This window comes from Tetragenococcus halophilus (genome assembly GCF_001712815.1).
GTDB lineage: Bacteria > Bacillota > Bacilli > Lactobacillales > Enterococcaceae > Tetragenococcus > Tetragenococcus halophilus.
Genome location: NZ_CP012047.1, coordinates 1201369 through 1214089, shown reverse-complemented (window position 1 = coordinate 1214089; position 12721 = coordinate 1201369). Strand labels below are relative to the sequence as shown.

At 35.3% G+C, this 12721-nt stretch carries 11 protein-coding genes; 10 read left to right on the top strand and 1 reads right to left on the bottom strand.

The window, feature by feature from the left end; translation table 11 throughout:
- Positions 1–12 precede the first annotated feature (12 nt).
- The 10 genes from mutM to clpB all read left to right on the top strand — a co-directional run bounded on the left by mutM (position 13) and on the right by clpB (position 11429).
- Positions 13–861, top strand: a complete 849-nt coding sequence (gene mutM, locus AC806_RS05680; RefSeq protein WP_014124880.1) for a DNA-formamidopyrimidine glycosylase — start codon at positions 13–15, stop codon at positions 859–861.
- A complete protein-coding gene (gene coaE / locus AC806_RS05675; RefSeq protein ID WP_014124879.1) occupies positions 858–1454 on the top strand; it encodes a dephospho-CoA kinase in 597 nt (198 codons plus the stop codon). Before mutM ends, coaE begins: the two co-directional genes overlap by 4 nt.
- A gap of 141 nt (positions 1455–1595) precedes the next feature.
- Complete coding sequence (nrdR, locus tag AC806_RS05670; RefSeq protein WP_014124878.1) at positions 1596–2063, top strand: transcriptional regulator NrdR; 468 nt, start codon at positions 1596–1598, stop codon at positions 2061–2063.
- An 18-nt stretch (positions 2064–2081) separates the two neighbouring features.
- Complete coding sequence (locus tag AC806_RS05665) at positions 2082–3467, top strand: replication initiation and membrane attachment family protein (protein ID WP_014124877.1); 1386 nt, start codon at positions 2082–2084, stop codon at positions 3465–3467.
- Positions 3467–4393 carry a primosomal protein DnaI gene (gene dnaI / locus AC806_RS05660; RefSeq protein ID WP_061840457.1) on the top strand — a complete coding sequence of 309 codons (927 nt, stop codon included), beginning with the start codon at positions 3467–3469 and terminating at the stop codon, positions 4391–4393. The genes AC806_RS05665 and dnaI overlap by 1 nt, the downstream gene beginning before the upstream one ends.
- Positions 4394–4574: 181 nt before the next feature.
- Positions 4575–5270 carry a tRNA (adenine(22)-N(1))-methyltransferase gene (locus AC806_RS05655; protein WP_061840456.1) on the top strand — a complete coding sequence of 232 codons (696 nt, stop codon included), beginning with the start codon at positions 4575–4577 and terminating at the stop codon, positions 5268–5270.
- Positions 5267–6388, top strand: coding sequence for a Nif3-like dinuclear metal center hexameric protein (locus AC806_RS05650; RefSeq protein ID WP_061840455.1), 1122 nt, complete (start codon positions 5267–5269; stop codon positions 6386–6388). The genes AC806_RS05655 and AC806_RS05650 overlap by 4 nt, the downstream gene beginning before the upstream one ends.
- Before the next feature lie 12 nt (positions 6389–6400).
- Positions 6401–7630 carry a peptidase T gene (gene pepT / locus AC806_RS05645; RefSeq protein WP_061840454.1) on the top strand — a complete coding sequence of 410 codons (1230 nt, stop codon included), beginning with the start codon at positions 6401–6403 and terminating at the stop codon, positions 7628–7630.
- A 77-nt stretch (positions 7631–7707) separates the two neighbouring features.
- Positions 7708–8736 carry a lysylphosphatidylglycerol synthase transmembrane domain-containing protein gene (locus tag AC806_RS05640; RefSeq protein WP_373852594.1) on the top strand — a complete coding sequence of 343 codons (1029 nt, stop codon included), beginning with the start codon at positions 7708–7710 and terminating at the stop codon, positions 8734–8736.
- 86 nt (positions 8737–8822) lie between these two features.
- Positions 8823–11429, top strand: a complete 2607-nt coding sequence (gene clpB, locus AC806_RS05635) for an ATP-dependent chaperone ClpB (RefSeq protein ID WP_061840452.1) — start codon at positions 8823–8825, stop codon at positions 11427–11429.
- Positions 11430–11484: 55 nt separating this feature from the next.
- On the opposite strand, the gene AC806_RS05630 is transcribed toward clpB, so the two are convergent.
- Positions 11485–12615: an AI-2E family transporter gene (locus AC806_RS05630; RefSeq protein WP_014124870.1), complete on the bottom strand. Its 1131-nt coding sequence runs from the start codon at positions 12613–12615 to the stop codon at positions 11485–11487.
- Between the last annotated feature and the right edge of the window lie 106 nt (positions 12616–12721).

The window sequence follows — 12721 nt, the reverse complement described above, 5'->3', positions numbered from 1 at the left end:
AGGTGTGTACAGTTGCCGGAATTGCCAGAAGTAGAAACAGTTAGAAAAGGGCTAGTTACCCTTGTCCAAGACAAAACTGTTGCAGAAGTTATTGTTAGATGGCCTAAAATCATTGAATCACCGGCAGTTGATACATTTTGCCAAAAACTAATCGGACAAGTTATCAATGATATTGCGCGTAGAGGGAAATTTTTAATTTTTGAATTTACTGATTTTGATTTGATTTCTCATTTACGTATGGAAGGTAAGTACGAATATACACCAAAGAATACTGAAGCTCCGGTTGATAAACATACTCATGTGATATTTAAATTTACAGATGGGAGTCAACTGTCCTATCATGATGTAAGAAAATTTGGACGCATGGCTTTAGTAGAAAAAGGACAATATCCGTTTTATAAAGGGATTAAGCAATTGGGACCAGAACCAGTAGAAGAAGAATTTTCATTGCAAGCATTTGAGAAAAAACTACAACATTCTTCTTCTTTAATAAAACCTCTGTTACTTAATCAAAAAGTTGTAGCAGGTCTAGGAAATATTTATGCGGATGAAGTATTATGGCTAGCTAAAATTCATCCTCAACAGCCAGCTCGCACTTTAACAAAAAAAGAAGCAGAAAGTTTACACCAGGCAATTATTGCTATTTTAGCTAAAGCAGTTAGAGCGGGTGGGACAACCATTCGTTCTTATAAAAATGCTTTAGGTGAGGCAGGATTTTTTCAAGTGAGTTTAAATGTTTATGGTAAAACAGGTGAACCCTGTCCTAGATGTGAAACGCCTATTAAAAAAATTAAAGTGGCGCAAAGAGGCACACATTTTTGTCCGCATTGTCAGAAATTAAAGAGGAGGAAGCTGTCATGAGTTTTATCCTCGGTATCACAGGAAGCATAGCTACAGGAAAGAGCACAGTTGTTAATATTTTTAAACAGTACGGCTTTTCTGTAGTTGATGCTGATATTATTGCAAGAGAGGTCGTTGAGCCGAATACAGCGGGGTTAAAAAAGGTTGTTGAAACTTTTGGAAGCAGTGTGCTTTGTTCAGACGGCTCATTAAATCGCAAACAGTTAGGTCAAATAATTTTTAGTGATACAAAAAAAAGACAGGCACTTAATGCGCTACTTGCGCCTTTTTTACAAGAAGCAATTATCGAACAAATTAAGCGAGCAAGTGCTGTTTCTTCTTTAGTTATTGCTGATATTCCTTTACTTTATGAAGCTGGTTATGATAAGTATATGGATCAAGTGGCGGTAGTTTATATCCCTGAAGACTTACAAGTACAGCGTTTAATGAAAAGAGATCGTATAACAAAAAAAGAAGCGCAAAAAAAAGTTGCTAGTCAACTTTCCATTGAAGAAAAAAAGAAACGTGCGGATATTATTTTTGACAATCAAGAAAGCCTATCATCTATCCGCCAACAAATTTTTTCTTGGCTTAAAAAAAGACAATTTTTATAAAGCTTTAAAACTCTAGTCATTTCTAGAGTTTTTTTGTCCTTAAACTGTTAGTATAGGAAGGTTTCATGTTATAATATTAATAAGAATTTTTATAAAAACAATTGAAATTTTAACGAAATAATCATAAATGAGGTGAACAACATGCATTGTCCAAAATGTCATCACAACAATTCGCGTGTTATTGATAGTCGGCAGACAGATGATGGTCGTGCTATTAGAAGAAGAAGAGAATGTGAAAATTGCGGCTACCGCTTTACAACTTTTGAAAGGCTCGAAGAAACGCCGCTTTTGGTGATTAAGAAAAACGGTGCACGTGAAGAATTCAATCGAGAAAAAATATTGCGTGGCTTGATCCGTTCGGCTGAAAAACGACCGGTAGCTATGGAACAAATGGAACAAATTGTTGATCATGTGGAAAGTAGAATTCGTGAATTGGGAGAAAACGAAATTTCTTCTAATTTAATCGGCGAATATGTGATGGAAGATTTAAAAGATGTAGATGAGATTGCTTATATTCGCTTTGCTAGTGTCTATCGACAATTTAAAGATATGTCAGTATTTTTAAAAGAGCTAGAAGATATTGTCGGTAAGGCAAACGATTCAAATTAACAATAAGGAGGGACTCTTTTGCATAGCGCTTGGGATGAAGTACAACCTAATAATATTTATCAAGTGACCAAAAGCTTTCCTCTAACAGAAGAAGGAAATAACGGTTTGGTTTATCTTTACCAACCGATTATTGGCCAAAATGCACTGGCTTTATATTATGGTTTTATAGGAGATAAAGAAGATCAGTATGAAAATGAGTTTGCACATATTGATATGCTAGATGCCTTAAATATTGGCCTGCCAGATTTTTTACAAGCACGTAAACAATTAGAAGGTATGGGTTTATTGTCTGTGTTTACCAAAGAGGATCCGGAATTTGGCAAAATGTTTCTTTATCGTTTAGAAGAACCTATTCACCCGCAGGATTTTTTTCGCGATGAAACCTATAGTTTTTTATTATTAAATACTATCGGGGAAAGAAAGTTCCGGCAGATGGTCCGCCGTTTTCAACCTGAAAATCCTGATTTAACGGCTTATCAAGAAGTCACAAGTGGCTTTCGTGAGGTCTATGGAGCCTTGGATGAACGTTTATTTATTCGTAATGCCCAAAGCCTGGAAAAAGTTTCCCAGGACTATCAAGTACCTTCAAATAAACAATTACAGTTAGATGAAGGTCAAATTGACTGGGATTTTTTGTATCAGTTAGCACAACGAAAGTTTATTGTTAAAGAGAATTTTGATGATTCTTTTAAACAACAGCTAACTTTATATGCCAACTTATTTGGCTTTGATGAAATGAAATTAGTTGATTTAATGACTGAGGCGGTTTCTTTATCTGATGGCAAAGTCGGTCGAAAAGCATTGGATAAGGTTATTAGAAAGCAAGCGACAGTAAAAAAAGAAAAACAAGCAGATAACTATGACGAACAATCTGATGAACAGAAGCGTCGCTTCAATACTTTACGACAAACGGGCTTTTCTGAAAATGATATACAGTTAGTTAAAATTGCACAAAGTTCAGCGCCCATGGATTTTTTACAAGCGATAAAAAATGAAAAGCATAATTTTGTTACAGATCCTGAAACTTGGTTATTAAAGACGCTAGTCGAACGTAGTCCATTACCTAATAGTGTGATTAATGTTTTAATTCATTATATTCTGGTTGTTAAGAAAAATAGCTTTTTACAGTCCAATTTTGTCAATCAAATTGCTACAGATTGGTCAGAATTAGAAATTAACAGTCCAGAACAAGCGATTAAACACGTACGTGATTTAGTAAAAGAAGTTAAGAATAAGCCAAGTAAAAAGAAAAATTATGCAAATAATAAGCAACAGCCTATTCGTAAGGAAAGTTTGCCAGACTGGGTGGACAAACCTAATGAAGAAGTGGAAGACCCGGCAGTACAAGAAGAAATTAATAAAAAACTTCAGGATTATCTGAAACGCAAAGAAGGTGAAAGCTAATGGAAGATGTGGGAAAAAATCTAAATAAGTTAATGAATCAAAAAAATTATCGAACGCGTTTTTCTGAAATGATGACTGAGGTATTAAAAGATCAAGATGTGCAAAATTTTTTGGATGAGCATAAAAATGAGTTGTCAGAAGATGACATTGAACGTAGTTACGCGAAGTTATATGAATTTGTGCAGGAAAAAAGAAAATTTGATTTAAACGATCCAACAATGATTGCACCCGGTTATGAACCCCAATTAACATTGAACTATCATTCGGTGGATGTCACTTATATTCCGACGGAAGAATTAGTAGCCAAACAAGAGCAAGAAGAGATCCGCAGTCGTATTCAAGCACTGAATATGCCTAAAGATATTCAAGAAGCCCGTATGGCAAATTACGAAGGAACAACAGGACGCGGCAAAGCCTTTATGAGTGCGATTGATTTTATCAACGCTTATAAAGATAATCCGCAAGTTTTTCATAAAGGTCTTTATCTAGTGGGTAGTTTTGGTGTAGGAAAAACGTATTTGTTAGGTGCGATTGCCCGAGATTTAGCTGAAGCGGGTTATACATCGACACTGCTGCATTTTCCTTCATTTGCAGTAGATATGAAACAATCGATCAAAAAAGATGAAGTTGGCGAAAAACTTGATGCGGTTAAAAGTGCTTCAATCTTGATGTTAGATGATATTGGGGCAGACGCGATGAGCAGCTGGATCCGCGATGATATCTTTGGCGTTATCTTGCAATACCGTATGCAGGAACAGCTTCCTACTTTTTTTAGTTCTAATTTTACCATGAAAGAATTAGAGCAACATCTATCAGTGACACAGCGCGGAGAAGAAGAGCCGTTAAAAGCTAAGCGTTTGATGGAACGTATACGTTATCTAGCACAAGAAATTGAGCTGACTGGAAGAAATCGAAGAAACACTTAGTATAAATGATAGTCTGTGGCATCCTTTTCTTTGCTGATAAAATAGCCGAACTATAGAGAGGTTGTGTTTGTAATTGCTCCTCGCAAATTTACAACAACCAACAAATCTCAGCAAGCATAGTTCGGTTATTTTTATGATGTTACAGCTCTTTTTCTAAATTAAGAGAAAGGAAGAAAGCTTTTTGAATAGCCATATATTATCTCAGCGTTTGGCTGCGGTTGCTGAATTTGTTCCCAGAAAGGCTCGTTTAGCCGATATTGGTTCTGATCATGCGTATTTGCCTATATTTTTAGTAAGGGCGGGCAAAGTAGACTACGCTATTGCTGGAGAAGTTGCCCAAGGCCCTTTAAAAGCTGCTAGCGCACAAGTAAAAAGATATGATCTTGAAGAAAAGATCACTGCTAGATTAGCTGATGGTCTAACAGCTATCTATCCGAAAGACCAGATTGACACGATCGTGATTGCGGGTATGGGCGGGATATTGATCGAGAGCATATTAACCAATGGCCAGAAAGATGGTTCTTTAAAAGGGCAACGGTTGATTTTACAACCCAACAACCATGAATCTGATGTACGGCATTGGTTAGCAGCTAATCATTATAAAATTTACGACGAACAGATCATTGAAGATTATGGAAAATTTTATGAAATTATTGTTGCTTGCTATCAAGAAAATAGTCATTATACAAGCAAAGAATTATATTTTGGCCCTGTTTTAATGCAAAAAAAGACAGCTAGTTTTCAAAAGAAGTGGCAGAAAAAGTTAGAAATAAAACAGAAAGTTTTAAGGAATCTAAAAAATGCCTATCGCGTACCTAAAGACAAAATTGAAGCGGAAAAAAGACAGATGGCGTGGATCGAGGAGGTATTATCTTGAGTCTTGATGCAAAAGAGTTTATTAATAAATTTGAAACATTTTGTCCTCTTTGGTTGGCTGAAGAAGGTGATCCTTGCGGACTTCATCTAGGAACATTAGATAAAGAAATTGAACGTGTCATGATGACATTAGACGTGCGTCCAGAAGTTGTTAAGGAAGCAATCGATAAAAATATCGATTTGATCATTGCTAAACATCCGCCGATTTTTCGCCCTGTAAGCCGTTTGACTGCTGATGATCCGCAAACTAAGATGTATATTGATTTACTAAAGCATGATATCGCAGTTTATGCTGCACATACGAATATGGATATTATCTGGGATGGATTAAACGACTGGTTTTGTGAAATGTTAGGTGTTAATGTCGACAATTATTTGGTAAAAACTCATGAAGTAAGTTTTAAAAAATTAGCAGTATATGTTCCTATAGAAGACAGCAAGAAAATGCGGCAAGTCTTAGCTGATATTGGGGCTGGTATGCAGGGGAATTATCGTAATACAAGTTACTCCCTAGTAGGCACGGGCCGTTTTACACCTAATGCACAAGCCAATCCAGCCATTGGTAGGAGTGATCAAGAAGAGAAAGTGCAAGAAGCACGAATTGAAGTGATTTTTCCAGAAACGATTCAAGAAAAGCTCCTCCAAGCGATGTTTGCTGCTCATCCTTATGAAGAACCTGCCTATGATATTTTACCTTTGGATAATCCAGGGGAATCATTTGGGCTTGGACGAATAGGGCATTTGGATACTGCGGTTGATATAGAAGATTTTGTGCAAAAGGTAAAAACAACATTTCAGCTTGATGGACTACGTCTCATTCAACCAAAAATGGCAAAACAGAAAGTACAGAATATAGCGATTTGTGGCGGATCTGCTGGGAAATTTTATCCTGAAGCAATTAAAAAGTCAGCGGATGTTTATATTACTGGAGATGTCAATTATCATACAGCCCATGACATGCAATCTAACAACTTGACGGTCATTGATCCGGGGCATAATATTGAGGTAGTTTGTGTGAATAAATTTATAGAAAAAATGGAAGAATGGAAGCAAGAAGAAAATTGGGATATTGATTTTATCCCTTCTTCTACAAATACAAACCCCTTCCAATTTAGATAAAGGAGATAGCATATGTACGAAAATTTACTAGCACGTTTTTTACGTTATGTTAAAACTGAAACTCGCTCGAATCCAGAAAGTGAAACTATTCCATCCACTCAATCACAGGTTGATTTTGCAGATAGCTTAAAACAAGAACTGATTGAGTTAGGATTAGAAAATGTTCATTATGATAATAATAATGGCTATGTTAGTGGCACACTTGCAAGTAATATTGAAAAAAAGGTGCCTAGCATCGGCTTTATTTCCCATATGGACACTGCTGATTTTAATGCAGAAAATGTAGCTCCTCAAGTGATTGAAAATTATGATGGCATTTCAGAAATTCAATTGGATGAAAAAGGTGAATACAGCTTAAATCCCAATGATTTTCCTAGTTTAAATAAATACCAAGGAGAAACCTTGATCACTACTGATGGCTCCACACTCTTAGGTGCAGACGATAAAGCAGGGATTGCCGAAATTATGACGGCTATGGAAATTTTAAAGGCTAACCCTGATATTTCACATGGTGAAATTAAAGTAGCTTTTGGTCCTGATGAAGAAATCGGGACAGGCGCAGACAAATTTGATATAGAAGATTTTGATGTCGATTTTGCTTATACGATGGACGGGGGGCCTCTTGGCGAACTTGAATATGAAACCTTTAATGCAGCACAAGCAGAAATTACTATTAAAGGAAAAAACGTTCATCCGGGAACAGCAAAAAATATGATGATTAATGCCTTACAATTAGCCATTGATTTTCAAAACCAACTTCCTCAAGATGAAGTACCGGAAAAAACTTCAGGAAGAGAAGGATTTTTCCACTTGATGAATTTAAGTGGCAGTCCAGAAGAGGCAAAGATGTCTTATATTATTCGTGATCATGATCATCAAAAATTTGAAGCGCGTAAACAAAAAATTAGCGCTATTCAAACGAATTTAAATGAAGCATTCGACCAAAAACGTGTATTTGTTGATATGTATGATCAGTATTACAATATGAGAGAAATCATCGAAAAAGATATGAGTATTGTTGAGCTAGCTAAAAATGCCATGCTTGATTTGGCTATCGATCCGATTATTGAACCAGTACGTGGAGGAACAGATGGTTCTAAAATCTCCTATATGGGTCTTCCAACACCTAATATTTTTGCGGGTGCTGAAAACATGCATGGTCGTTTTGAATATGTATCTTTACAAACCATGGAAAAAGCAACAGCGTTAATTGTAAAAATCGCTGAATTAAATGCTGGATAATTATAAAAGAGGAAGTAAAATAATATCTTCCTCTTCTTTTTCTATCCATCTCATTGGTTTTCTGGTTAAAGGAGAAGTTGATGAAAAAAAATCCAAAGTGGAAAATCGTGTTAAATTTAATTTTACTTCTGCTTATTTTGGGTATTATGTTTTATTTTATCCAAAATTCAATGCGCGAAATTTTTGTGGAATTAAAAGAAACGAATCTTGTGATTTTGTTGGGTGTTATTTTCTTAGGATTGTTACATCAGTTTTTTGAAGGCTATGGTATCAAAGAGACTGTAGGTAGTTTTGCCCCTAATTTTTCAGTATTTGATGGTATGATGACATCTTTTTACACTGCATTTTATCGAGTTGTTACTTTTGGCGTAGGCACTTTACTGGCTGAAATCGGTTTTTATAAGAAAAAAGGCATTAAAATTAGTCAAGGCGTAGGGGCTTCAGCTCTACATATGATCAGTTATAAGGCCGCTATTGTGACTTATGCTGTACTAAATTTGTCCTTTTATTTCAATGCGATTTTAAACCAACGTCCAAAGATGATCGCGGTGATCATAACAGGTATTGTTTTAACTGTTTTGCTTATTGTGACATTGATTGTATTATCTTTGAGCTTGAACTTACAAGTGCTGGTATTGCTATTTTGCAATCGATTTATTCGTAATCAAAAATTACGTGTCTATATCGATCAGTTCAATTTACAAATCAATGCACTACACCACGCGATGCAATCTGTATTAAATGATAGGACTTCTCTTTTAAAAATTTATTTGTTTAATTTATTAAAAGTAGGCGCCTGGTATGTTATTCCATTTGTTTGTTTACAAGAAGAATTTAACGATATTGATTTCTTTTTAACATTTGCACTTATTAGTTTTACTTTGGTTGTATCAGGTGTTATTCCCTCGCCAGCGGGTATTGGATCATTTGATTTTGTTTATTTATTGATGTTTCGTCCGCTAAGTGGCACAGTAGATGCTGTATCTTCCTTACTTTTATATCGTTTTGCTAGTTATGTCTTACCGTTTTTGTTAGGATTTTTAGTCTTTCTGAAAGAACGAAGAACAGCTATTACTACTGAAATTGAAAATTCTTCTCAAATTTAGTTGTTAATCTTTGACCAATTTTGACCAATGAGCTATACTAGTTAATGGAGATAAATTCTCAACCTTAACTGATTGGGGGAAAACAAATGAATATTGAAAAAATGACAACCACATTACAAAGTGCAATTGCTGAAGCACAACAGGTTGCTGTAACAAGAAAACAACAAGAAATAGATATTGCTCATTTATGGAAAATATTTTTACAACCAAAACAATTTGCTAGAAATTTTTATAAAGACTTAGGTGTTGATCTTAACGCTTTTGAACATGAAATTGATCAAACGATCGATAGTTTACCAAGTGTTGAAGGCGGTAATGTACAATATGGTCAAAATATTAGTCAAAATTTATACCATTTATTAAATGAAGCAGATCAATTGGCGAAAGATTTTAAAGATGAGTTTTTATCTACCGAAATTGTTTTACTTGCATTGATGAAGTTAAAAAATTATCGTTTGACAAAATTTTTAAAAAATCAAGGTGTTAATGAAAAACAAATAAAACAAAGCATTGAAAATATTCGACAAGGGGATCGGGTCACTTCCCAAAACCAAGAAGAACAATATGAAGCCTTAGAAAAGTATGGAACAGATCTTGTTCAAGAAGTGAAAAATGGCGAGATGGATCCGATCATCGGCCGTGATGAAGAGATTCGGGATGTTATTCGAATCTTATCACGCAAGACTAAAAACAACCCTGTTTTGATTGGTGAAGCTGGGGTAGGTAAGACGGCAATTGTTGAAGGTCTTGCACAGCGTATTGTTAAAAAAGATGTACCTGAAAACTTGAAAGATAAGACTGTATTTTCTTTAGATATGGGTGCTTTGATTGCGGGCGCTAAGTATCGGGGTGAATTTGAAGAAAGATTAAAAGCCGTTTTGAAGGAAGTTAAAAAAGCGGACGGTCGTATTATTCTATTTATCGATGAAATTCATAATATCGTAGGCGCTGGGAAGACTGAAGGTAGTATGGATGCCGGTAATTTATTAAAACCCATGCTAGCTCGAGGTGAATTGCATACAATCGGTGCAACGACCTTAGATGAATATCGGGAAAATATTGAAACGGATAAAGCGCTAGAACGACGCTTTCAAAGAGTCAGTGTTCAAGAGCCATCGGTAGAAGATACGATTTCTATTTTACGTGGCTTAAAAGAACGTTTTGAAATCCATCACGGCGTAAATATCCATGACAATGCTTTAGTTGCTGCGGCTACCTTATCTGATCGCTATATTACAGATCGTTATTTACCAGACAAAGCCATTGATTTAGTCGATGAAGCTTGTGCCAATATTCGGGTGGAAATGAATTCAATGCCAACTGAATTGGACCAAGTAACAAGACGTTTAATGCAATTAGAGATTGAAGAAGCGGCTTTGAAAAAAGAAATAGACGATGCTTCAATGAAACGTTTAGCATCTTTACAAGAAGAACTGGCTGAATTACGTGAAGAAGTCAACTCAATGAAGCTACAATGGGAAACAGAAAAAGAAGAAGTAAATGCTGTTTCAAATAAACGGGCAGAAATTGATAAAGCGAAACATGAATTAGAAGACGCCGAAAATAACTACGATTTGGAAAGAGCTGCTGTTTTAAGACATGGCACTGTACCACAGTTAGAAAAGGAACTTAAAGAATTAGAAGATAAAGATGATCAAACTGTTCTAAAAATGGTACAAGAGTCGGTGACTGCTAATGAAATCGCAGTGGTTGTAGGACGTTTGACAGGCATACCTGTAACGAAATTAGTTGAAGGCGAACGAGAAAAATTACTTAACTTGAACGAAACCTTGCACAAGCGAGTGATTGGTCAAGATGAAGCTGTTAATGCAGTAAGCGATGCAGTGATTCGTTCTCGTGCTGGATTACAAAATCCGGATCGACCATTAGGTTCTTTCTTATTCCTGGGACCCACAGGTGTAGGGAAAACTGAACTTGCTAAAGCTTTAGCAGAAAATCTTTTTGATTCTGAAGATCATATGGTACGGATTGATATGAGTGAATATATGGAAAAACATACGGTTTCTCGTTTAGTCGGTGCACCTCCTGGTTATGTAGGTTATGAAGAGGGCGGACAATTGACTGAAGCCGTACGTCGCAATCCTTACACAATTATTTTGCTTGATGAAATTGAAAAAGCTCATCCAGATGTCTTTAATATTTTACTACAAGTATTAGATGATGGTCGTCTGACAGATTCAAAAGGTCGAGTTGTTAATTTTAAAAATACTGTTTTAATTATGACAAGTAATATCGGTTCGCAAATATTATTGGAAGGTGTTTCGGACCAAGGAGAGATTTCAGCAGAAACAAGATCTCAAGTGATGAATATGTTACAAGCAGCGTTTAAACCAGAATTTCTCAACCGAATTGACGATACCATCGTTTTCACTCCGTTAAATATAGAGGACATGAAAGGCATCGTTGAAAAAATCATTGAGGAATTATCACAAAGATTAATGCAACAGGAGATTTTCCTTGAAATATCAGATGAAGCAAAAGCTTGGATCGCTCAAAATGCCTATGAGCCAGCATATGGCGCTAGACCTTTGCGACGTTATATTACACGTGAAGTAGAAACACCATTGGCTAAAGAAATTGTTTCAGGACGTGTCATGCCAAAAACAAAAGTGACTATCGAATTGCTTGATAACCACTTAGTATTTCAAAATGAACCAATGGAAGAGGAATAAAAAAGTATTCGGAAGTTGAATATCCAACTTCCGAATACTTTTTTTATGGAATATATTATTTTGTTTCTTCAGTATCATCTAGCCAATTTATTGTGATAATTTTTAAGATAGCCGCGATTGGAACGGCTAGAAACATTCCTAAAACCCCGAAGTAGGCACCACCTACTGTAATTGATATGATGATGATGATCGGGTTAAGATTTAAGGCACCACTCATAATACGCGGACCGATAACATTTCCATCCAGTTGCTGTAAAATAAGTAATGAAATCAATGCTGTGATAGCTAGTTGAAGGTCTGCACTGAAAAAAGTGATGACTGTCGTTACAATCGAAGCAAAGATAGAACCAAAATAAGGGATCATATTACATACGCCAAGAAGAATTCCTAAGGTTAATGCGAAAGGCACGTCTAAAAAGTAAAGTATAATCGTTGCAAAAGTCCCAATAATACAAGCATCCAAAAATTGCGAACTGATAAACTTATAAAAAATCGTATGGGTTGCTGCTAGCCATTGTTTACTACTTAAATGAATTTTTTCAGATAGTATTTTTCTTCCTAACTTATCGAAAAATGACAAGATAGAGTCTTTAAACAATAGTGCATAAATGGAAATAATCAAAGCTAAAAATCCATTAAAAACAAAGGAAGAAAGACTCCTTGTGATGGCTCCTAAAGAAGTCAGGGCTTGTGTCCATTGTTGTAATAAGTTTTCTGGTGAAAAGTCTGAGGTAAAACTTTGAAAAAACTCTTCTAAATTCAAAGATTCAAAGACACCTTCAGATTCTAATCTTGCGATAAGATCCATCAGATAATCATAAAACTGCGGTAATAATCCAAGTAAGTCGATCACATTATTAATCATCAAAGGAATGACATAATTTAATGCTAGAAAGAACACATAAAAAATAAATAAATATAAAGTCACAACACTTATACCGCGGCTATGTTTTTCTATAAAGGGTAATTTGGTTTTTTCAAAAAGTAGTTCTAAACGCCTTACAGCACCATTTAAAAGATAAGCAAAAATAAAACCAATGATAAAAGGCGATAGAATACCTAATAAATTAGATAGGCTATTCATTATAAATTGGTAATTTGTAATCAATTTATAACCAACGACTAATGCCATCAAAAATAAAAACCGTATAAGCCAATAATTCCAGTCAACTCTCATTTTTTGCACTACATGCACCTCGCTCAATAATTTCTTTTTATTTCTGATGTCTCTTAATATAATAAACGATAGTACAAAAAAAGGAAACAAGCTAGTCAAAATAAAAATAAAAATG